We start from the raw sequence: 20,819 nt of genomic DNA on the forward strand, positions 1-20,819 counted from the left end.
GAGCCGGGCCGTGGGTGAGCCGGGCCGTGGGTGAGCCGGGCCGTGGGTGAGCCGGGCCGTGGGTGAGCCGGGCCGTGGGTGAGCCGGGCCGTGGGTGAGCCGGGCCGTGGGGTGAGCGCAGCCGCACGTCAGCCGGGGGCCATAGGTAAGCCGCGCCGTAAAGGAGCCGGCCGCGCGGCGTTGCCGTGGCCGGGTGGCGTGGCGGGGTGGGTCAGTGGTGGATGGTGGGTCGGGCGAGTTCGCAGGCGCGGGGCCATCGGCGCCGGGGGACGCACGCCCGTCCCGATTCGGTCGCCGGGCATCCCGCGCTCCCCCTCCGCAACACCGCGCGCGAGGTCCAGCGATTCGGCCCACATCTGGTCAAGGAACTGCCGTAGCGGCGCGAGGCCCTCATGTCTGCACGCTACAGCCGTTTCGTACCCTCGCGCCGCCCGATGACCAGACCCGCCGCAGAACAAACCACACAACAGCCGCACAACCCCCGCAGGACAACCCACGCAACAGCCACACGACCCTCACCCAACAGCCGCAGCCACAGCCTGACCCGGGCCGGGCCGGCCCGGGCGACCATCACCGCGACCGCACACAGCCACCCGTGCGAGCTTCACCGCGACCGCACACAGCCGCCCATGCGTCCATCACCGCGACCGCCACCGCGACCGCATGCAGCCACCCCCATGCGACCCGCGAGCCGGTACGGCGAGCGGTACGACCTCCCCCGACCGGCGGGGAGCAATCAGAGGCCCATGGCGGTCATGCGTTTGTTGTGGGCCTCGGTCAGCCTTGCGAAAAGCCGGGAAAGGTCGGTCTGCCCCTCCCCCAGCGACTCCATCAGCAGCAGGGCCAGCTCCGGCCGCGCGGAGGCCACCTGCTGCCCCTGGCTGAGCGCCTCCCCGACGAGCCGCCGTGCCCACAGCGCCAGCCGCCCGGCCGCCGTCGGCTCGGCCTCGATGCCCGCCCTGACCCGCTCGACCGCGAACTGCGAGCGCTCCTCGTCCACCAGCACCTCGTCCACCAGCTTGGCGATCGAAGGATCGAGGTGCCTGGCCGCCTCCCGGTAGAAGTCGAGCGCGATGCCGTCTCCCACGTACGTCTTGACCAACGCCTGCAGCCAGTCGGCCGGCCTCGTCTGCGCGTGCCAGGCGTCCAGCGCGGCCACGAACGGCGCCATCGCCGCGTCGGGATCGGCGCCGAGCTCGCCCAGCCGGTCGCGCAGGAGGCGGAAGTGGGCGTACTCGGTCACGGCCAGCTCACTCAGCGCGGCCCGGTCGGCCAGCGAGGGCGCCAGGGTGGCGGCGTCCTCGGTCATCCGCTCGTAGGCGCTGAGCTCCGCATAGGCCAGCACGCCGAGCAAATCGACGACTCCAGGAGACTCCTTCATGGAAGGCAGCGTACTTCGGTGAATCTACGGGAACATACGCAAGCTCGGCCAGCGTTGTGGTATCGAGTACACTGCTCTGTGAAAGTGCGACCGCACTGTGTTAATTCGGGGGAATCCCCCGATAATAACCCCCGATTCCCCGGGTGCGCGGTCGCGATGACGCGAGAGGGCTGGCTCTACCGCGAGGACCCACGACACGGGGGCTGTTTTCCGCCCGTCGGTCCCGGCAGGCCCGCCTTCATTTGAGACTGAGGCAGGCCACGCTGACGACTTTCCGAGACCTCGGAGTCACACCAGAGATCGCCGATGCCCTCGAGACCGAGGGCATCGTCACACCGTTCCCCATCCAAGAGATGGCGCTCCCGCTCGCCCTGAGCGGCCAGGACCTGATCGGCCAGGCCCGCACAGGCACGGGAAAAACCCTCGCGTTCGGCATCGCGATGCTCCAGAGCATCGGCAAGCCACGCAAAAACCGCAAGAAGCCCCGCGGGCTGGTCATCGTGCCGACCCGCGAGCTGGCCGTGCAGGTCAGCGAGGACCTCGTGACCGCGGCCGGCAAGCTCGGCTCCCGGGTCCTGACCGTGTACGGCGGCCGTGCGTACGAGCCGCAGATCGAGGCGCTCAAGGCCGGGGTCGACGTCATCGTCGGCACCCCCGGCCGCCTGCTCGACCTGGTCAAGCAGAAGCACCTCGACCTGAGTCAGGTCACCGCCCTCGTGCTCGACGAGGCCGACCGCATGCTCGACCTGGGCTTCCTGCCTGACATCGAGCGGATCTTCAAGCTGATCCCGGCGCAGCGGCAGACGATGTTGTTCTCGGCGACCATGCCGGGCGAGATCGTCTCGCTGTCGCGCAAATACCTCAACCGTCCGACGCACGTACGCGCCGAGATGGAGAGCGGCGAGGGCGAGACCACGCCGCAGGTGCGCCAGATCGTGTGGCGCGCCCATCGGATGGACAAGATCGAGATCGTCGCGCGGCTGCTGCAGGCCGAGGGCCGCGGGCTCACCATGGTCTTCTGTGAGACCAAGCGGGCCTGCGACATGGTCGCCGAGCAGCTCGACACGCGCGGCTTCGCGGTCGCGGCCGTCCACGGCGACCTCGGCCAGGGCCAGCGCGAGCAGGCCCTGCGGGCGTTCCGCAACGGCAAGATCGACGTGCTCGTGGCCACCGACGTGGCGGCCCGCGGCATCGACATCGACGACGTCACCCACGTGGTCAACTACGACTGCCCCACCGACGACAAGACCTACGTGCACCGCATCGGCCGCACCGGCCGGGCCGGGCGCACGGGCATCTCGGTCACGTTCGTGGAGTGGGAGGAGCTGACCCGCTGGAAGATGATCAACCAGATGCTCGGCCTGGAGTTCGCCGAGCCCGAGGAGACCTACTCCACCTCGCCGCACGTCTATTCCGAGCTGAACATCCCCAAGGGCACCAAGGGCGTCCTGCCGCATGCCAGCCGGTCACGCGCCGGTCTGTCCGCGGAGCGCATCGAGGACCTCGGTGAGACCGGCCGGATCCGCACCCGTGGCGGACGCCGCCGGGAAGAGCGCGAGGAGCGCCCTGCCCGCACGCCGCGCCAGCGCCGTCGCACCCGCGGCGGACGGGAGCTGGCGGAGAACGCACCCCTCGAGAGGCCGGAGGTCGAACCTGTGAATGCCAAGACGGACGAGACTCCGGCGATCTTCACGGCGGACGAGGTCCAGGCCGCGGCCGAGCCGAAGCGCACCCGCTCCCGCAGGGGCGCCGCTTCTTCGGCCATCGAGCAGGCTCTCGCCGAGGCCCCCGAGTCGCCGGTGGCGGACACCCGTTCGCAGCCGGCCGACGCCGAGGAGGTCACGGAGGCGCCCGCCAGGCGGACCCGTACCCGCAGGACGGCCGCGGACGTTCCCGCCGATGCGGTCACGGAGGCTCCGGCCAGGCGCACCCGCGCCCGTGCCGCCGCCCCCGAGCCGGAGGCGGCCGAGCCGGCCGAGCCGGTGACCGAGCGCCGGGCCGCCGCGCCGGTGATCGAGCGTGAGGCCGCACCCGCGGCTGAGCGCCGGTCCGAGCCGGTGGCGGCGCGTCAGGCCGAGCCGGTGGCGCGTCAGCCCGAGCCCGTGGCTGCGCGTCAGCCCGAGCCTGTCGCACAGCAGGTGCCCGAGACGAGCTTCTCGACGCCGCCCCCACCGGTACGCCAGGAGCCGGAGCGCATCATCCCGCCCAGCCCGTTCGCGGTGATCTTCCAGTCACCGGACCTGGCCACGGACGAGGACGACATCGCGCCGTCCGCCGCGACCGAGCGCAAGCAGCAGCGCCGCCAGGCCCGTGGCGGTGGCGGTGGCGGCAACCGCCGCCGCGCCGGCTGACCGAGGCGACACCGGTACGCGCCTGACACAGGCGCATACGCGACGAAAGGCGCGCACCCGACCCAGGGTGCGCGCCTTCCGCGCATCCAGAACCCCCTTGCGCGCGGGCAGGTCCTTTGCGTGGGACGGTCCTTTGCGCGGGCAGGTCCTTTGCGCGGACGGTCCCTCGCATGGGACGGGCCCTCGCGCGGAACGGGTCCTCTCGCGCGGGCCGCCCAGGCTCAGAGGCGCCGGGACGGGCGCCAGACGCTCGTGGACGGCCCTGAGCGCGCGTCTGGGTGGTCGGGCCGCCAGGAGCGCCCCGATGGGCGGCGATGCGCCCTGGCGTCGTCTGAGGAGCGCCTACGGCTCGTTCCACGCTCTCACGGCTCTCACGGCTCCGCGATGGGCCTCCGGTGCCCTGCGTGCCCGGCTGTCCGGACGGCCTCACCCGGCCGATCGCACGCCCGGGGCGGGCCGGAGCGGCAGGGGTCGTATACCTCGCAACTCCCCCGAACTCGCACCGGCGTCGCGGGCATGCCGGTGTCGAGGCGCTGACCTCTGGGTATTGTTGCCCCACGTGAGTACGCCGCGATTCCTCGACCTGCCTCCTGGCGTTGCACCACAGAAGATCGAGACGCCACAGGGCACGTTCGCGGCCCTGGAGGCGTTGCCGGTCAGTGGTGTGGTCGAGCGATGGCCCGCGCTCCTGGTCCCCGGCCTGACGGGCAGCAAGGAGGACTTCATCGCGGTCCTGATGACCCTCGCCCAGTCCGGGCGCCGGGTCGTCGCCATCGATCTGCGCGGCCAGTACGAGACCCCCGGCCCCGAGACCCCCGACGCCTACACCTGCCCCGCGCTCGGCGCGGACGTCGACCTGCTCGCCCAGGTGGTCGGCGGCGGCGATCCCGTCCATCTGGTCGGCCACTCGTTCGGCGGGCTAGTGGCCAGGGAGGCGGTCATCGACGGGCGGACGAAGTTCGCGTCGTTCACGCTGATGGGCTCAGGGCCCGGCGCGATCGAGGGCAGGCGGGCCCGCAACGGCAAGAAGATCATGGAAGAGATCCCCGCGCTGGGGCTCGAACACGTCTGGCACCACCGGCTGGAACCCGAAGCGCTGGCCGCCGACGTCTCCGACGAGATCCTCGTGTTCCTGCGCAAGCGCCTGCTCACCAATTCGCCGACCGGGCTGTCCCGGATGGCCGAGGAGGTGCTGACCATGCGCGACCGTACCGACGAGTTGCGTCAGGTCGAGATCCCGACGCTGGTGCTCTACGGCGAGCACGACGACGGCTGGCCGCCCGACGCTCAGTCGGAGATGGCCGCCAGGCTCGGCGCCGAGTGCGTGGTGGTGCCGGGGGCCGTGCACTCCCCCGCCGTCGAGGCGCCGGAGACGACGGCGGCGGCGCTGGTCAGGTTCTGGAACGCCGCCGAAAAGCACTACTTGGACACAAGGTCCAACGCCATGTAATTCTGTACTTACTATGACGGCCATCGAAGACATCGTCGTCCAGCCGCCCCAGAGCGCCACCTGGCAGGTGCACCTCGACCGCTCGATGTGGGTGGCCGGCGTGCGCGGTCTCATGCTGCAGGCGCTGCATCCGCTGGCCATGCTGGGCGTCTGGCAGAACTCCAACTTCCAGGAGGACCCGTTCGGACGGCTGCGCCGCACGGCGGACTTCGTCGGGCGGGTGACGTTCGGCAGCCCGGAGGAAGCCGACGAGATCGGCAGGCGGGTGCGGAGCATCCACAAGGTGCTGCGCATCCACGACCCCGCCACCGGCAGGACGCATCGGGTGGACGATCCCGAGCTGCTGCTGTGGGTGCACTGCGCGGAGGTGTCGTCGTACCTGGAGGTGACCAGGCGCGGCGGGCTGGGCCTCAGTGAGCGCCAGGCCGACCGCTACCTGCGCGAGCAGCGCAAGAGCGCCACGTACGTGGGGCTGCACCCGGAGGACGTGCCCGGCTCGTGCGCGGAGATGGACGCCTACTTCAAGCGGGTGCGCCCCCGCCTGCGCGTGACGCCGGAGGCGGCGGCGACCGTGCGGTTCCTGCTCTGGCCGCGGCTGCCGAAGGAACTGCGGCTGCTCTCGCCCGGCAAGCCGGCCTACTTCCCGTTCGGCGCCCTCTGCTACTACACGCTGCCCGGCTGGGCCAGGCGCATGTACGGCGCGCTGCCCGAGGTCCCGAGGGCGAGCGTCACAGCGGCGCTGGCGGCGTTCAGGCTGGCCGCGAACTCGCTGCCCGAGCCCGTGCACGACCACGCCTTCATGCCGGCCACCCGCGACATGCTGCACGCGTCGGCGGCGCGGCTGGGGGCGGCCGGCTACGACGTGCGCAAGGGCCTCAAGGGGCTGACCGATCCCCGCCGCTGGCCGCAGGCACGCTCCGCCGCCTGACACGCGGCAGCACAACGCCCGCCACCGGCACCGTGCGCGGTCCAAGGCGGGCGGACGGCACGACTTCGTCGCGCCGGTCTACTCCGCCAAGCCGTCCCACGGCTGGCGGTCAGGACCTGCGACCTGGCCCTCGGGGCAGTGGCGGCGGAAGTCGCACCAGGAGCAGATCGGCCCAGGGCTGGGCGCGAACAGCTCGTCGACCTCGGCGGGCACCTCCGGCGGCCCGACCGTCTCGCGACGGCCCTGGGGCGCGCGGCGCGTGGTGCCGGGCGGAGCCTGCACGGCCGCCCGGTAGCGCTCGTCGGCCTCGGCGGCCTCACTGGCCAGGTCTTCCGCGCGGTGCAGGTGGCGGGCCAGCGACTCGTCGGTGTGGCGCCACTCGACGATCTCGCCGGTGGGCAGATGGTGCAGCTCGACCTGGTGGCACGGGGTGCGCATCATCGTCGAGGCGGCGACGGCGTAGATCGCCAGGGCGAGCGAGGAGCGGGCGTCGTCCTGGGTGAGCGGGCGGCGGCCCGTCTTGTAGTCGACCACGACCAGCTCGTCGCCACGCCGGTCGAGCCGGTCGATGCGGCCGGACACGGCGATGACCTTGGTACGGGTGGCGACCGTGCGTTCGACGCCCACCGGATCGTCCGTCGGATCCAGAGTCGCGACATATCCGGACACGAGGTCGCGGGCGCGGCCCAGCCAGCGCCCCGACTGCTCGACGTCCTTGAACCCCTCGTTGATCCACCCGTTGGTGAGCAGGTTGGCCGCCGTCAGCGGGGTGCGCCGTTCGTACGGCTCGCGCCACCAGCCCGCCAGCGCGTTGTGCACGCTCGCGCCGACGCTGTTGTGGGCCCAGGCGGGCCCCTTGGAGGGCTGCGGCCGGTCCAGGTAGGTGAACCGGTAACGCCGGCGGCAGTCGAGCCAGGTGTTCAACCGCGACGGCGTACAGGAATAGAGCCGCCGCGGCATCCCTTCGAGCGGAAGCTGCCCCGCGACGGAACTCATCCGGCCTCACCCCGCGAAGCCGGCGCCGTCGCCGGACGCCGCCTGCTCACTCCGGTCGCGCCCGCACCCACCTAGTCGTCGCTCGGGTCGAGCTTGATGCCGGAGAGCTTGGTGCCGTCGGTCAGCGGCCCCTCGGCCTCGGCGGCGGTGTCGGTACGGGTCAGCGAACCGGACACCCAGTCGTCGAAGTGGGGCTCCAGGTCGCCGATCGTCACCTCGTCGCCGTGGGAGGCCAGCACCCGCGTCTCGCCGGGCAGCGTGAACAGCCGCCCGCCGATCGAGGTGAGCTGGTCGGCCAGGGCCGGGTATTCGCCGCCCAGCTTGCCGGGGCCGTCGGCCTGGAGCGCCTTGCCGGTGAAGACGGCTCCGAGCGCCTCGCAGTAGAGCGACACGCCGCCGGGCGAGACCCCGGGCGTCTCCATGACGTCGAGCTGGACGTCGGCGACACCGAAGATGCCGTCGTCCTCCATGTCGATGTCGGGCCAGGTCTCCCGCCAGGTCTCCCGCCACAGGGGCTTGTCCTTGGGGTGCAGGGCGACCACGGCCTCGTCGCGGCTGGCCACCTCGATGGCCGCTCCGACGTGGTCGGGCAGGCCCGCCGTGCAGATGACGGCCAGCACCTCCCGCTCGCCCACCTGCTCAAGGATCTTCTCGGCGTCACGCGCCGCGTCGATGACGATGACCTCGTCGTCGTCACCCACGATCCAGGTGTTGTTCTCGACCTTGTGCTCGGTGCCGTCGATGTCGACGACGCCCTCGGTCACCACTCGCTCGATACGCGCTGTCACGCCTCCGAACTCTAGCCCGTTCGCCGGACAGCGCGAATCGCGTTCGCCCGTCCTAATCTTCGAGTCTCGGTGAGAACGCGCCGAACGGCACGTCCAGATCGTGGTCACGGGCGTCGAGCAGCGACAGTTCGCCGAGCGCGATCACGCATCCGGCGTCGGCGGGCCAGGCGACGGCCCACAACCAGTTGCCCAGCGCCTCGCCGGCGTAGACGGCCCGGTCGTCCTCGCCGTCGACGCACCACAGCGGGGCCGGATGGCCGAGCACCGAGAGCTTCGCGTTCGGCGGCCCCGCGTCGAACCCCTCGCCGGGATCGGGCCCGTCGAGCCCTGCGAACGCCGCCCCCAGCCCGATTCCGGGCTCCTCCGCGATGATGAGCAGATCGGCCGGCCCTTCCATCAGCGACGGCCCGGTCAGCGCGACCAGGCTGGCTCTGGCGCCGGTGCGCTGGTCACCCACTTCGCCGAAGCCGGTCACCAGCCATCCGGCGGGCAGCGGCCACGGCAGCCACACCGGTACGACGGACGTCTTGCGTATCGCCTCTAGCGCGGTGCCGGTCGGCGGCAACGGCGGCTGGTAGGGCAGCACGTCGCCGTGCGCATCACATCGAAACGCACTCGACCAGGTATTCGGCCCGTGAAGCGGGCCAAAACACCGCGGGCAGGTTGGAGCCGCTCTCACAACTACCCACGGTGCTTTCTCGGGGACGGCCGCGTCAAGACCGCTATCCGTTATCTCGTCGTAATCTTGGTCAGGTGCGCGTAAATTGTGTGGGTGCGATCATCATCGACGCTTCTGACCGGCTTCTCCTGATCAAGCGCGGTCGTCCGCCCGGCGCGGGGCTCTGGTCGATCCCGGGCGGGAGGCTGGAGCCGGGCGAGACGGACGAGGCCGGCGTGCGCCGTGAGGTCCTGGAGGAGACGGGGCTGCGGGTCGAGGTGGGCCGGCTGGCCGGCGTGGTGGACCGCCCTGGGCCCGGCGGGGCCACGTACGCGATCCGCGACTACCTCGCCACCGTGGCGGGGGGCGAGCTCGTGGCCGGCGACGACGCGGCCGACGCGCGCTGGTGCGGGCGGGACGAGCTGCTGCGGCTGCCGCTGTCGGAGGGCCTGCTGGAGTCGCTGCGGGAATGGGACGTCCTCCCCTGGCCGCCCTCGACGACCTCCTCCTGAGCTCCCCTGGCCCCCTGGCCTCCTCCTTGAGAGGCGGCCAGGGGCTGATGTGCGCCGGCCCATAGGCCGGCTCCGAGCAGCGGGGCTATCGGTTCGAGGTCAGGCTGGACGTCCACAGGATCAGGTGGTCGGCGCTGTACGTGGTGGACCGCCCGAGCGCCACCACCTCCGCCCCCTCCACCGCCACGGCCGACAGCCACTGGCTCCCCTGGCCCGCCAGCCGGTCCTGGGTGAGCTCCATGCGGTTCCACGAGAGCCCGTCCTGCGAGGTCCAGGCCGCGCTGTCGCCCTCGCCGGGCACGCCGTGCCAGCCGACCGCGACCAGGCCCTCGTCCGCCGCGGCCAGGTCGTACACCGCCGCCGCCCGATCGGCCGGCAGCCAGGCCGTCTGCCAGCTCTCGCCCTCGTCGTCCGAGACGGCGGCGAACGCGCGCCGCGCCCCGTCCGCCATGGCCGTGCCGATGGCCACGAGCTGGTCGCGGTAGGCGGTGATCCGGCGCAGCCCGGCCGAGGTCGAGCCGGGAGGGGCCACGCGCTCGCGCGCGCGCCAGTTCACGCCGTCCGCCGAGTGCCACACCACGCTGGTCTCCTGGTCGGCGCCGCCCGAGCCGCCGACCGCCAGGTAGCCGTCTCCGACGGAGACGACGTCGTGGACGCGTACGCCGACGCCGCCCTGCGGCAGCTTCTCCGACCGGGTGTATTTCCGCATGTCGGGCGTGAACCACAGAGCGGCGCTGGCCCTGCCCGCCTGGTCCCTGGACTCGCCCGCCACCACGTACCCCTTCTTGCCCGCCGTCACCGCGTGCGTGCGCAGGTAGGGGTGGTCGGCCTGGCGGGCCAGGTCGCCGGTGACGTTCACCCGCTTCCAGTTCTCGCCGTCGCCCGAGGTGACCAGCAGGGGGTCGGTGACCGAGACGTTCGTCTCGGTGCCGCCGACCGCCAGCCAGCCGCGCGTGCCGTACGCCACGTCCTCCAGCGTCTGCCTGCCGGGACCGCCCAGGCTCATGGACTTCCAGCTCTGCCAGTTCTTGATCGTCCACAGGCCGGCGTCGCCCGAGGCCGAGCCGACGGCGACGTAGCGGCCGGCGTGGCTGGTCAGCGCGTTCGTCTCGCGGGCGATCCTGGTCAGGCCCTCCACCTCGCCGAGCGGCACCCGCGAGGCCGAGCCGCGCGGCGGCGCGCTCATGAGCAGGAGCTGGTTGTCCACGTCGGAGGCCGCCTGGTCGCCGCCGGCGAACAGGGTGCCGCCGTCGGAGATCGTGAACCCGCGCAGCGTCGCTCCCGGCGGGTTGCCGAGGTCGGTCCGCTTGTTCCATGAACGGCCGTCGGTGGTGGTCAGCACGGAGTACTTGCCCAGGCCGGCCTGGGCTATCGCGGCGACGCCCGACGGGTAGGAGATCAGCGACTCGACGCCGACGCTCTGCGCGGCCAGGCCGCCGATGGAGCCGCACTGCGACCACTGCGCCCCGGTCGGCGAGCAGTAGACGCGTACGTCCCCGTCGATCGTCCGTCGCCGCGTCGGCACCAGCACGAACCGCTTGGGCAGCACCGCCACCATCCCGGCGCGCAGGTCGGTCGCCTCGGGGAGCTGGAAGCCGGTCGCCTGCCAGGTACGGCCGCCGTCGGCCGATCGGAGCACCCGCGATCCCTCGCCGTCCGCGGGGGCTCCGATGGCCACGACCGTGTCACCCTTGGCGACCACGGCCTTGATCGCCCGTACTTCCAGCTCCCTCGTCTCCACGCGCTCCCACGACCTGCCGTCGCCGGAGCGCCAGATCGCCGGCACGGATCCGCCGCCGTCCGCCGCGGTGCTGCCGACCGCGACGAATCCCGAGCCGGTGCGCGCGATGTCCTCGATGTGGTCGCCGTTCCTGAACGCGGCCAGCCCTGACGCCTCCACCGCCGTCCAGCTGAACCCGTCGGCGCTGGTCCACAGGCCGCGCTCGCCGGTGACGTCGTCGCCGCCGCTGGCCAGCCAGCGGCCGTTCCCGCCGACCACGCGGCGCACCGTGGGCGTGGAGGCTCCGCTCACCTGGCCGAGCTGCCAGTTCTTGCCGCCGTCCGGTGAGAACAGGAACAGCGGGCGCGGTGTCGGGCTCGTCGTGTCGCTGCCGACCGCCACCACGGCGCGGCCGACCGCGATGATGTCGTTGAGCTTCTGGTCGGTGCCGTCGGCGGCGGCCTGGACGGTGAACAGGTCGTCGCCGGAACGACCGGTGCCCGCCTCCAGGCGCAGGCCGCCGGCCTCCTCGTCGGGCCACTGCCACACGAGCACGCCGGTCGCCACCAGGACGGCCACCGCCACGCTCAGGACGACCGGGACGGCCCTGCTGCCTCTGCGTACGGGGCTGGACCTGCGGTAGGCGGCCGGCGCGGGGCCCCTGTGGTGGCGGCCGGCGGGGCCCTGGGGGCGCGGCGCACCGGTCGCGACCAGCAGGTCGGGCCTGGTGGGACGGCCCGCGGGCGGCCGTCCGACCCGCCGCACTTCAGGCTCGTCCTCGTCGTCGTCTCCGGTGTCCTCTCCGGCGTCGTCACCGGTGTGGTCACTGACGGTGGGCTCGTCGCCCGCCTGCTCCTCGTCGTACGGGTCGGGCTCGCGGGTCAGATCCGCCTCTGGCCGGGGCTGAGGCACCTGGAGAACGGGCTCGAACCATCCGGGCACCTCGGCCCCGCCGTCCGGCTCCCGCCCGGCAGAATCACCGGCCGAGTCGCGGGCCGAATCACTGGTGGGGTCGTCGGCGGCGGGCGACGGCCGCTCGGGCCCGTCAGACGCGAACGCACGCCCCTCCGGAACGGAGGCGGCGGATTCGGGAGCGCGTTCCCCGGGCGGAGGCGACCCGGGCAGGGGGCTCTCCGGGGAGAGGGGCCCGCCGGCGACGAGTTTGTCGGGGCGGTTGACGATGCGGCGGGGCCGCCGGCGGGACTCGGTCTCCGGCTCGGCCGTCGGCGAGGCGTACGGCCGGCGCCCCCTGGGCGGCTCAGGCGGCTCCTCGTCCGGGATCGGCGCGGCGAACGGCGGCATGCCCCAGGGAGAGGTCAGCGGCAGCCCTCTGGCCCGGTCGTCGGTCGGACCGGGCGGTGAGTGGCTGATCCTGGGCTCGGCCGGAGCCTGCGGCTCTGATGTGCTCCCGGAACGTGGTTCGTCGTCTTCCGGCGGTCGCCGTGGCGGTTCGCTGGGGCCGGAGGCCACGCGCCGCACCTCCTAGTCGAACTAGTCGTACGGGTCGTACAGGTCGTTCCCGGCCGCTTCGCGCGGACCGTTCCAGGGCGGTCAGGGAAATCCCGCGCCGTCCCGACAGCATCCAGACCAGCATGCCTGAGCCGGAATAGCGAGACCTCTCTAGTGAGATTCCCCGCACCTCTTGCCGGATTTATTCCGAAACAGTGCTAACTGACCGCTTTTTAGCTAGATACATCACACCAAACGCATACACCCCGAGCTGCACCACCGTTCCCGCCAACGCCTGCCACGGCACCGGCACCTTCCCTTGGTCGAGCGCGTCGTCGAGGTTGCCCGCCGCGGCGCTCACCCCGAAGGCCACCACGTTGTTGACCACGTGCAGCGCGATCGGCGCCTCCAGGCCCCCGGTCCGCACCGCCAGCCAGGCCATGACGGCACCGAAGGCGAACACGTCCACCAGCCCCGCCCACGAGTACGCGTGCAGCGAGGCGAACAACGCCGACCCGATGACGATCGCCCAAAGGGGATTGCGCACGTGCGCCCCCATGGCCTGCATGAACCAGCCGCGGAACATGTACTCCTCGGCCGCCGCCTGGAACGGCACCAGCAGCAGGATCACGATGATCAGGGGCAGGAAGACCTCCCACCCGGCCCAGCCGAACATCTCGCTGTCCAGACCGGCCGCCGACAGCGCGAGCCACTGCGCCGTCTGCCCGAGCGCCAGCGCCAGCACGGCCAGCGCCGCGCAGCGCAGCAGCCACGACCAGCGCAGCCGCCCGGCCACCGAGGAGAGCGTCCCCGGCCTGCGCCGCTGGATGAGCGCCGCCGTGCCGAGCACGAGCAGGATCGCGGGCGCGATCGACACCAGCGTCATGGCCAGGCCGAAGGGCGTGCCCGCGGGCGCCCCGGTCGCGGGGTCGAACGGCGAGGGCAGCCCGAGGGCCGCCGCCAGGATCGCGAACGCGAAGACGACCAGGATGCCGATCGCGAAGAACCCGACGCCGATGATGAGCGTGCCCACGATCGAGCGCCACGGCCGCGCGACGGCGTTCCTGGCGAGGTGGTCGAATCTGGCGCCGCTGGGCACCGGCAGGAACCAGGAGGGCGGTTGGTGCCCGTAGGGATATCCGGCCTGCTGCGCGCCGTACGGAAATGGTGACCCTGGATTTTCCTGCATGACTCCATTCTGTCCGCTTGATGCGCAATAGTTCACAGACGGTCCACCGTTTTAGGCGGATGCTCGGAGGCGTAGACATTTCGACCCTGGGAGCAGTCCATGTCAAGGCTGGGACCTGTCATCACGCTCGCGGCGGGCGCAGTGCTCGCCGTGGGGCTGGGTGTCGCCAGCATCACGGCGACACCGGCCGCCGACAACGCGGCCGCGGACAACGCCGCACAACCGCCCTCGGCCGACGAGGCCACACAGGAGGGAACGCAGGAGGGCACGGGAGCGGACGCCTCGGCCGCGCCGTCCCCCTCACCCACGCGAACGGAGCCCAAGAAGATCGCCAAGGCCGACTACGGCGGCCGGGTGCAGGGCAACGGGGCTCTGATCGCCATCTCGATCAGGAACGGCAAGGCCGTCGCCTACTTCTGCGACGGCAGGACGGAAGCCTGGTTCAAGGGCAACGAGTCGTCCGGCGAGCTCCAGCTCACCGGCCTGGCGAGCGCCAAGTCCAAGGTCACGGCCGAACTGGGCGGCGGCCGAGCCAAGGGCTGGGTGTCGGTCGCCGGCAAGCGGTGGAACTTCACCGCGCCCACCGTGGTCAAGCCGTCGGGCCTGTACCGGGCCACCGCCATCGTCAGGGGCGCCAAGTTCCGCGCCGGCTGGATCATGATCAAGGACGCCAACGGCCGCTACTACCAGGTGGGCGCGGCCTTCGCCGGGGAGGAGCAGTTCGACGTCCCGCAGCTGAACAGCGAGCAGCCGACCGCCCCCGTGACGGTCGAGGACACCACGGTCTACCCGAAGGACGTGGACGGCTTCATCGAGGAGATGCAATGACCGCCATCCATCAGCAGCCCTCCCGCAGCCTGACCCCGCTCCTGGTGCCGGTGCTGATCGGCGGGCTCGTGATGCTCGCACTCGGCGTGTACGGCCGCGCGCACACGCCGACCGGTTTCGCGGTCGGCGTGGCCGGCTTCTCCGCCGCGCTGCCGATGAAGGTGTGGCTGACGACGGGTGCGTTCGTGCTGGCGATCGTGCAGGTCGTCTCGGCCATGTCGATGTGGGGCAAGCTGGGCGTCACGATCCCGCCCGGCGTGCACCGCTGGTCGGGACGGCTGGCGTTCATTCTCACGATCCCCGTCGCCTTCCACTGCCTGTACGCGCTCGGCCTGCAGTACGACGTGCCCCGCGTGCTCGCGCACTCGCTGCTCGGCTGCTTCTTCTACGGCCTGTTCACCGCGAAGATGCTGGCCCTGCCCAAGCAGGGGACGCCGGGCTGGACGCTGCCGGTGCTCGGCGGGCTGTCGTTCACGGTGCTCGTGGGGCTCTGGCTGACGTCGTCGTTCTGGTTCTTCACCGCGGTGGGCTTCAAGGTGTGAAGCTCTTCGTACGGGTGAGCCCGGCCGCCCGCCCCTTGGCGGCCACGACGAGCGCCATCTTCCTGGAGGCCTCGTCGATCATCTCGTCGCCCAGCATGACCGCGCCGCGCTTCTCCACGGAGGTGTAGTACTCGTACGCCTCCAGGATGAGCTCGGCGTGGTCATAGTCCTCCTGCGTCGGCGAGAACACCTCGTTGGCCGCGTCGACCTGCCCCGGATGCAGCACCCATTTGCCGTCGAACCCCAGCGCCGCGGCCCTGCGCGCGACCCTGGTGAACCCCTCGACGTCCTTGATCTGCAGGTAGGGCCCGTCGATCACCTGGAGGTCGTGCATCCTGGCGGCCATCAGCAGGCGCATGAGGATGTAGTGGTAGGCGTCGCCCTCGTCGTAGCCGGGCGGCTGCTCGCCGACCACGAGCGTGCGCATGTTGACCGAGGCCATGAAGTCGGCGGGGCCGAAGACGAGCGTCTCCAGCCGCTTGGACGATCCGGCGATGGCGTCGGCGTTGACCAGGCCGCGGGCGTTCTCGATCTGCGCCTCGATGCCGATCCTGCCGACGTCGTACCCCATGGTCTTCTCGATCTGGGTGAGCAGGGTGTCGAGCCAGACGACCTCGGTCGGGTCCTGCACCTTGGGCAGCATGACGCAGTCGACGAACTCCCCCGCCCCCTCGACGACCTCGATCACGTCGCGGTACGTCCACTGGGTGGTCAGGTCGTTGACCCGGACCACGCGCGTCTTGCCCGACCAGTCGCCCTCGCGCAGCGCGGCGACGATGTTGCCGCGCGCCTCCTCCTTCGCCAGCGGCGCGACGGAGTCCTCCAGGTCGAGGAAGACCTCGTCCACGGGCAGGGTCTGGGCCTTCTCCAGGAACCGGGGGTTGCTGCCTGGCACGGCGAGCACCGAACGTCGTGAGCGCATGCGCACACGCTACTGCCCCATGTGACCTTCGACCGGCGGCCCGTTCGCCGTTACAGTCTGAGCTGTGAGCGACAACAGCGCGGCCGGCACCGGCGCGGCCATCGAGGAGGGCGCGAAGAAGTCCGGCATCCTCTGGCTCACCCTCGACCGCCCCCGCCTGGCCTGGCACGCCTGGCACGACGGCGCCATCTACCTGGTGTCGGGGGGCGAGGAGCAGGAGTTGCCCGGGCTCGACGCCCTCGACCGCGTCCACGTCACGCTGCGCAGCAAGGACAACGGCGCCAGGCTGGTGGAGTTCGAGGCGGCGGTCTCGCCCGTCGACCAGGCCGCGGCGGCCGACGTCGTGGCGGTGCTGGCCAAGGAGCGGCTCAACGCCCGCGACAGCGAGCACCTGCCCGAGCGCTGGGCCCGCGACTCCAAGGTCTGGCGCCTCACCCCCGAACGGTGAGCGCCCCCCGCTTCACACAGACGCGCCCTGAGCGGCTTCGGCCGCCGGCGGCTCACCTCGCGCGCTGAGCGGCCCGGGCTCGGGCTCGGGGTGGGCGCTCGCGGTGGCGGTCTGGGCGAGCAGCGCGCCGGAGAGCACGAGCACGCCGCCCACGATCTGGAACACGCCCAGCGTCTCCCCGAGCACCCCCCACGCCACCACGGCGCCGCCGATGAGCTCCAGCGTGGCCACGGTGGCCCCCACCGCGGCCGACAGCCGCCGCACGGCGTAGATGCCCAGGATGTACGCGATCACGGTGGCGATCAGCACCATCCACAGGTACGCGCCCAGCACGGGCAGCGTCAGCCCGCCCTCCGGCGTGACGGAGAGGGTGAACGCCTCCCACGGGAGGTCCCACGGCCGGGCGAACGGGATCAGCACGACGGCCGCCCCCGTCATGCCCCAGGCGATCAGGCCGAGCGGGTCGATGTCGTCGCCGAAGCTATCGTTCATCAGGAAATATCCGGCGCAGCACGCTCCGGCCAGCAGGCCGAGCAGCACGCCCAGCGCGTCGAGCCGCATCCCCTGCCACGCCTCGACCACGATCGCCAGGCCGACCACGGCCACGACCGCGCCGACGTACGCGGCCCTGGCCAGGCGGATCCGGCGCACGGCCCGCACCCACGCCACCACCATCACCGGCGCCATGAACTCCAGCAGCAGGGCGATCCCGACCGGCAGCCGCGTGATCGCCACGAAGTAGAGCGTCTGCACGCCCGCCACCGCCATGACGACGTAGAGGGCCAGGAACGGCAGCCTGGACGCGGGAATCCGCAGCGCCCGCGGGCGCACCAGGACCAGCACCGCCAGGAGCAGCAGCCCCGCGCCCGCCATCCTCGTCCAGACCGCCTCGATCGGCGTCATGCCGGCCTCGATGAGGTATTTGGCCATGGGACCAGAGAACCCGAAACAACAGGAGGACACGAAAGCCAGCGCGAGCCCCGCATACCTCATCGCACACCTCACCCGTAATTACCGTTAAGCGGGTTTGATACTGACACGCCGGGCGTCCCGGGCGCAATGGGGCGGCACTGTTAGCCTGACCACGTGAAGATCTTCGTGGCCCGGCTACCGGGCACCCCGGTCTTCGACCCCGCGGGCGACCAGATCGGCCGCGTGAGAGACGTCGTGGTCGGGCTGCGGATCGGCCGCCGGCCCAACGTCCACGGCTTCGTGGTGGAGGTGCAGCCGCGCCGCCCCGTCTTCCTGCCCATCACCCGGGTCCGCCGCATCGAGGCGGGCGCTCTGGTCTTCACCGGGCGGCTCAACATGCGCAGGTTCGAGCAGCGCGCCGCCGAGACACTGGTCATCGGCGAGATGCTCGACCTGAGCGTGCGCCTCGGCGAGCAGCCCATGACGGTCTACGACGTGGCCATGGAGGAGGTCAGGCCGTCCACCTGGGAGATCACCAAGGTCGCCGTCTACAAGGGCAGGCGGCGCGAGCCGCGGATCGTGGACTGGGAGGAGGTCTCCGGGTTCGACACGCTGCAGAAGGACCAGGGGGCCAGCAGGCTGATCGCCGCGTTCGAGTCGCTGCGGGCCGCCGACATGGCCAGTGCGCTGCACGACCTGCCGAGCAAGCGCCGCGTCGAGATCGCCCGCGCGCTCAACGACATCCGGCTCGCCGACGTGCTGGAGGAGCTGCCGCCCGACGACCAGATCGGCATCCTGGAGACGCTGGAGCCGGAGCGGGCGGCCGACGTGCTGGAGGAGATGGGGCCCGACGACGCCGCCGACCTGCTGCACGACCTGCCGGCCGAGCGGGCGGCCGAGCTGCTGGCGCTGATGGAGCCGGGCGAGGCCGAGCCGGTGCGGCGGTTGCTGACGTACCCGGAGACCAGCGCGGGCGGCGTGATGACCAGCGAGCCGGTGATCCTCCCGCCCACCGCCACCGTCGCCGAGGCGCTGGCGCACATCAGGCAGCAGGACCTCCCACCCGCCGTGGCCGCCCAGGTCTACGTGACCAGGTCGCCGAACGAGACGCCGACAGGCAAGTACCTGGGCGTCTCGCACTTCCAGCGGCTGCTGCGCGAGCCTCCGTCCACGCTGCTCGGCGGCGTGCTCGACCCCTCGATCGACCCGATCAGGCCGGACTTCACGCTGCGCGAGGTCACGTACTACATGGCCAACTACAACCTGGTCGCGGCGCCCGTCGTGGACGAGCTGGGCCGGCTCGTCGGCGCGGTGACCGTGGACGACGTGCTGGACCACATGCTGCCCGAGGGCTGGCGCGAAAGGGCCGACGACCGTGACGAGTGACCGCCTCGACCAGCCTCGCGCGCTACGGCGCTCGCTGCGTCCCCATTACGACCCCGAGGCGTTCGGGCGGCTGTCCGAGCAGATCGCCCGGTTCCTCGGCACCGCCAGGTTCATCGTCTACATGACCGTCTTCGTGATCCTCTGGGTGATCTGGAACGTGGCCGCGCCGCCGAGCCTCACGTTCGACCCCTACCCGTTCATCTTCCTCACGCTGATGCTGTCGTTGCAGGCCAGCTACGCGGCGCCGCTGATCCTGCTGGCCCAGAACCGCCAGGACGACCGCGACCGCGTCCAGTACGAGCAGGACCGCGAGAGCGCCGAGCGCAACCAGGCCGAGATCGAGTATCTGACCCGCGAGATCGCGGGGCTGCGCATCGCGCTGAACGAGGTGGCCACCCGCGACTACCTCCGCGCTGAGCTGAACCGGCTGCTGGAGGAGCTCAAGGAGGGCGCTCAGGAGCGCCGGTGAGCCCTGCCCCTTAGGCGGTGGAAGCGACACCGAGTAACCTGATGACGACGTCAGCGCACACAGACTTCAGCGCAGACAGCTTCAGCACAGACAGCTTCAGCGCACACCGACTTCGCACGGACATCTGACAGCCCGGATTAACCCGGCGGGGGCTCCGGTTCATACCATGGAGGGGCATCCTCGCTGGGCGTCCCGCGCCTGCCACACATATATCGACTAAGGAGGGACGGCACTCCCTCGTGCCGAGACTTCGATGGCACCTACCCAGGAACTGGTGACGGCGGCGCTCTCCACCGTCATCGACCCCGAGATCCGCCGCCCGATCACGGACCTCGACATGGTCAAGAGCATCGAGATCGCTCCCGACGGGGCGGTGCGCGTCGGCGTCTACCTCACCGTGGCCGGCTGTCCGATGAAGGACACCATCACCCGCGACGTCACCACCGCCGTCGGCAAGGTCGAAGGCGTGACGGGCGTCCAGATCGAGCTCGACGTCATGAGCACCGAGCAGCGCAAGGTCCTGCAGACCAAGCTGCGCGGCGACCGCGGCCCGGAGAAGGAGATCCCGTTCAACCAGCCCGGCTCGCTGACCCGCGTCTTCGCGGTGGCCAGCGGCAAGGGCGGGGTGGGCAAGTCCTCCGTCACGGTCAACCTCGCCGCCGCCATGACCGCGAGCGGCCTCAAGGTCGGCATCGTCGACGCCGACATCTACGGCCACAGCATTCCTCGCATGCTGGGCGCCGCCGAGCGGCCCACCAAGGTCGAGGACATGATCATGCCGCCGGTGGCGCATGACATCAAGGTCATCTCGGTCGGCATGTTCAAGCCCCCGGGCAACACGCCGGTGGTCTGGCGCGGGCCCATGCTCGACCGGGCGCTGCACCAGTTCCTCGCCGACGTCTACTGGGGCGACCTCGACGTGCTCCTGCTCGACCTGCCGCCCGGCACCGGCGACATCGCCATCTCCGTCGCGCAGCGGCTGCCCGGCGCCGAGATCCTGGTCGTGACGACGCCGCAGCAGGCCGCCGCCGAGGTGGCCGAGCGGGCCGGCTCCATCGCCGCCCAGACCCACCAGCAGATCGCCGGCGTCATCGAGAACATGGCCTGGCTGCCCTGCCCCCACTGCGACGAGCGCATCGCCGTGTTCGGGGAGGGCGGCGGCCAGACCGTCGCCGACGCGCTGACCCGCACGCTAGGCTCCCGGGTGCCGCTGCTTGGCCAGGTGCCGATCGACCTGCGGCTGCGCGAGGGCGGCGACGAGGGCAAGCCGCTGGTGCTGACCGACCCCGACGCCCCGGCCGCCGCCGAGCTGCGGAAGATCGCGGCCGGCCTGAGCAAGCGCTCCTCCAGCTTGAAGGGCCTCCAGCTGGGCCTGTCCCCGAACCGCTGACCCGAAGAACGGACAAGGGCCCGCTCACCGCGTACGCGGGGGCGGGCTCTTCCGCATGTGCGGGACGCTCACGCGGTCTTCGCGTACGCGGGGGCGGGCTCTTCGTGTGTGCGGGACGCTCAGGTGGCCTCGGCGTCGTAGGGCGGGATCTCACCGAACCCGAGCTCGTCGACCGGCTCAGGCTCGTAGGGGGCCGCGGCGACCGGCTCCAGCGTCTGCTGCTTGCCGTTGTTGTTCCAGTCGTCCTCGATGTCGTCGAGGAGGTGCTTGCGGACGAAGTTTCGCGGGTTGAGGTCGGCGGGGTCGAAGTTCTGGAACTCCGGGCCCAGACCGGCGCGAAGGTCGTCACGCGCGTTGTTCGCCATCCGCCGCAGGTTGCGTAGCGTCTTGCCCGCCTGTGAGGCGGCCTGAGGCAGTTTGTCGGGACCGAAGACGAGGAGCGCGATCACGATCAGCGCTCCGATCTCCGCCCACCCAAGTCCGAACACCGTGAGCTCCTA

General features: G+C 71.5%; 19 protein-coding genes. 10 read left to right on the forward strand and 9 right to left on the reverse strand.

What is annotated here, in order from left to right; all coding sequences use genetic code 11:
- Positions 1 to 736: 736 nt before the first annotated feature.
- Positions 737 to 1,381 (reverse strand): ferritin-like fold-containing protein, encoded by a 645-nt coding sequence (locus tag AB0C27_RS38050; protein ID WP_357854667.1) that lies wholly within the window; start codon positions 1,379 to 1,381, stop codon positions 737 to 739.
- A gap of 353 nt (positions 1,382 to 1,734) precedes the next feature.
- Here AB0C27_RS38050 and AB0C27_RS38055 point away from each other — a divergent pair, with 353 nt between their 5' ends.
- The 3 genes from AB0C27_RS38055 (at position 1,735) to AB0C27_RS38065 (ending at position 6,110) form a co-directional block, all read left to right on the forward strand.
- Entirely contained in the window at positions 1,735 to 3,732 is a 1,998-nt protein-coding gene (locus AB0C27_RS38055) for a DEAD/DEAH box helicase (RefSeq protein WP_357854670.1), read from the forward strand.
- Between the two features lie 559 nt (positions 3,733 to 4,291).
- The gene (locus AB0C27_RS38060; protein ID WP_357854673.1) at positions 4,292 to 5,182 is read left to right on the forward strand and encodes an alpha/beta hydrolase; all 891 of its coding nucleotides are present in this window, start codon (positions 4,292 to 4,294) and stop codon (positions 5,180 to 5,182) included.
- A 13-nt stretch (positions 5,183 to 5,195) separates the two neighbouring features.
- Positions 5,196 to 6,110 carry an oxygenase MpaB family protein gene (locus AB0C27_RS38065; protein WP_357854676.1) on the forward strand — a complete coding sequence of 305 codons (915 nt, stop codon included), beginning with the start codon at positions 5,196 to 5,198 and terminating at the stop codon, positions 6,108 to 6,110.
- Between the two features lie 78 nt (positions 6,111 to 6,188).
- On the opposite strand, the gene AB0C27_RS38070 is transcribed toward AB0C27_RS38065, so the two are convergent.
- From AB0C27_RS38070 to AB0C27_RS38080, 3 genes are all read right to left on the reverse strand, one after another.
- Entirely contained in the window at positions 6,189 to 7,106 is a 918-nt protein-coding gene (locus AB0C27_RS38070; protein ID WP_357854679.1) for a PD-(D/E)XK nuclease family protein, read from the reverse strand.
- Positions 7,107 to 7,177: 71 nt separating this feature from the next.
- Entirely contained in the window at positions 7,178 to 7,894 is a 717-nt protein-coding gene (locus tag AB0C27_RS38075) for an MBL fold metallo-hydrolase (RefSeq protein ID WP_346110958.1), read from the reverse strand.
- Positions 7,895 to 7,946: 52 nt separating this feature from the next.
- Positions 7,947 to 8,573, reverse strand: coding sequence for a DUF6758 family protein (locus AB0C27_RS38080; protein WP_357854682.1), 627 nt, complete (start codon positions 8,571 to 8,573; stop codon positions 7,947 to 7,949).
- Positions 8,574 to 8,662: 89 nt separating this feature from the next.
- On the opposite strand from AB0C27_RS38080, the gene AB0C27_RS38085 reads away from it, so the two are divergent.
- Positions 8,663 to 9,064, forward strand: coding sequence for an NUDIX hydrolase (locus AB0C27_RS38085; protein WP_357854685.1), 402 nt, complete (start codon positions 8,663 to 8,665; stop codon positions 9,062 to 9,064).
- Positions 9,065 to 9,149: 85 nt separating this feature from the next.
- Here the strand turns inward: AB0C27_RS38085 and AB0C27_RS38090 are convergent, their stop codons facing one another.
- Both AB0C27_RS38090 and AB0C27_RS38095 read right to left on the reverse strand, forming a co-directional pair.
- Positions 9,150 to 12,254 (reverse strand): hypothetical protein, encoded by a 3,105-nt coding sequence (locus tag AB0C27_RS38090; RefSeq protein ID WP_357854688.1) that lies wholly within the window; start codon positions 12,252 to 12,254, stop codon positions 9,150 to 9,152.
- 181 nt (positions 12,255 to 12,435) lie between these two features.
- Positions 12,436 to 13,422 carry a CPBP family intramembrane glutamic endopeptidase gene (locus AB0C27_RS38095; RefSeq protein WP_357854691.1) on the reverse strand — a complete coding sequence of 329 codons (987 nt, stop codon included), beginning with the start codon at positions 13,420 to 13,422 and terminating at the stop codon, positions 12,436 to 12,438.
- A gap of 99 nt (positions 13,423 to 13,521) precedes the next feature.
- Here AB0C27_RS38095 and AB0C27_RS38100 point away from each other — a divergent pair, with 99 nt between their 5' ends.
- Positions 13,522 to 14,250 (forward strand): hypothetical protein, encoded by a 729-nt coding sequence (locus tag AB0C27_RS38100; protein WP_357854694.1) that lies wholly within the window; start codon positions 13,522 to 13,524, stop codon positions 14,248 to 14,250.
- Entirely contained in the window at positions 14,247 to 14,792 is a 546-nt protein-coding gene (locus AB0C27_RS38105) for a DUF6529 family protein (RefSeq protein ID WP_357854697.1), read from the forward strand. Before AB0C27_RS38100 ends, AB0C27_RS38105 begins: the two co-directional genes overlap by 4 nt.
- Here AB0C27_RS38105 and AB0C27_RS38110 read toward each other — a convergent pair.
- A complete protein-coding gene (locus AB0C27_RS38110; protein ID WP_357854700.1) occupies positions 14,782 to 15,714 on the reverse strand; it encodes a CoA ester lyase in 933 nt (310 codons plus the stop codon). The two genes, AB0C27_RS38105 and AB0C27_RS38110, sit on opposite strands and share 11 nt — an antisense overlap.
- 64 nt (positions 15,715 to 15,778) lie before the next feature.
- Here AB0C27_RS38110 and AB0C27_RS38115 point away from each other — a divergent pair, with 64 nt between their 5' ends.
- Positions 15,779 to 16,162: a hypothetical protein gene (locus AB0C27_RS38115; RefSeq protein ID WP_357854703.1), complete on the forward strand. Its 384-nt coding sequence runs from the start codon at positions 15,779 to 15,781 to the stop codon at positions 16,160 to 16,162.
- Positions 16,163 to 16,174: 12 nt separating this feature from the next.
- Here AB0C27_RS38115 and AB0C27_RS38120 read toward each other — a convergent pair whose 3' ends face one another.
- Entirely contained in the window at positions 16,175 to 17,155 is a 981-nt protein-coding gene (locus tag AB0C27_RS38120; RefSeq protein ID WP_357854706.1) for an EamA family transporter, read from the reverse strand.
- Positions 17,156 to 17,248: 93 nt separating this feature from the next.
- Between AB0C27_RS38120 and AB0C27_RS38125 the strand changes: the two genes are divergently transcribed.
- The 3 genes from AB0C27_RS38125 (at position 17,249) to AB0C27_RS38135 (ending at position 20,319) form a co-directional block, all read left to right on the forward strand.
- Complete coding sequence (locus AB0C27_RS38125) at positions 17,249 to 18,460, forward strand: CBS domain-containing protein (RefSeq protein ID WP_357854709.1); 1,212 nt, start codon at positions 17,249 to 17,251, stop codon at positions 18,458 to 18,460.
- Complete coding sequence (locus AB0C27_RS38130; protein WP_357854712.1) at positions 18,450 to 18,929, forward strand: DUF1003 domain-containing protein; 480 nt, start codon at positions 18,450 to 18,452, stop codon at positions 18,927 to 18,929. Before AB0C27_RS38125 ends, AB0C27_RS38130 begins: the two co-directional genes overlap by 11 nt.
- Before the next feature lie 253 nt (positions 18,930 to 19,182).
- Positions 19,183 to 20,319: a P-loop NTPase gene (locus AB0C27_RS38135; RefSeq protein WP_357854715.1), complete on the forward strand. Its 1,137-nt coding sequence runs from the start codon at positions 19,183 to 19,185 to the stop codon at positions 20,317 to 20,319.
- Positions 20,320 to 20,438: 119 nt separating this feature from the next.
- Here the strand turns inward: AB0C27_RS38135 and AB0C27_RS38140 are convergent, their stop codons facing one another.
- Positions 20,439 to 20,807: a sec-independent translocase gene (locus AB0C27_RS38140; protein WP_357854718.1), complete on the reverse strand. Its 369-nt coding sequence runs from the start codon at positions 20,805 to 20,807 to the stop codon at positions 20,439 to 20,441.
- Between the last annotated feature and the right edge of the window lie 12 nt (positions 20,808 to 20,819).

Origin of the sequence: Nonomuraea sp. NPDC048882, assembly GCF_040649755.1 — a bacterium.
Taxonomy (GTDB): Bacteria; Actinomycetota; Actinomycetes; order Streptosporangiales; family Streptosporangiaceae; genus Nonomuraea; species Nonomuraea maheshkhaliensis.

Bases quoted from the DNA above. Each gene is read 5' to 3' on its own strand.
- AB0C27_RS38050 (WP_357854667.1), bottom strand. From the start codon at position 1,381: ATGAAGGAGTCTCCTGGAGTCGTCGATTTGCTCGGCGTGCTGGCCTAT.
- AB0C27_RS38055 (WP_357854670.1), top strand. From the start codon at position 1,735: ATGGCGCTCCCGCTCGCCCTGAGCGGCCAGGACCTGATCGGCCAGGCC.
- AB0C27_RS38065 (WP_357854676.1), top strand. From the start codon at position 5,196: ATGACGGCCATCGAAGACATCGTCGTCCAGCCGCCCCAGAGCGCCACC.
- AB0C27_RS38070 (WP_357854679.1), bottom strand. From the start codon at position 7,106: ATGAGTTCCGTCGCGGGGCAGCTTCCGCTCGAAGGGATGCCGCGGCGG.
- AB0C27_RS38095 (WP_357854691.1), bottom strand. From the start codon at position 13,422: ATGCAGGAAAATCCAGGGTCACCATTTCCGTACGGCGCGCAGCAGGCC.
- AB0C27_RS38100 (WP_357854694.1), top strand. From the start codon at position 13,522: ATGTCAAGGCTGGGACCTGTCATCACGCTCGCGGCGGGCGCAGTGCTC.
- AB0C27_RS38105 (WP_357854697.1), top strand. From the start codon at position 14,247: ATGACCGCCATCCATCAGCAGCCCTCCCGCAGCCTGACCCCGCTCCTG.
- AB0C27_RS38110 (WP_357854700.1), bottom strand. From the start codon at position 15,714: ATGCGCTCACGACGTTCGGTGCTCGCCGTGCCAGGCAGCAACCCCCGG.
- AB0C27_RS38120 (WP_357854706.1), bottom strand. From the start codon at position 17,155: ATGAGGTATGCGGGGCTCGCGCTGGCTTTCGTGTCCTCCTGTTGTTTC.
- AB0C27_RS38135 (WP_357854715.1), top strand. From the start codon at position 19,183: ATGGCACCTACCCAGGAACTGGTGACGGCGGCGCTCTCCACCGTCATC.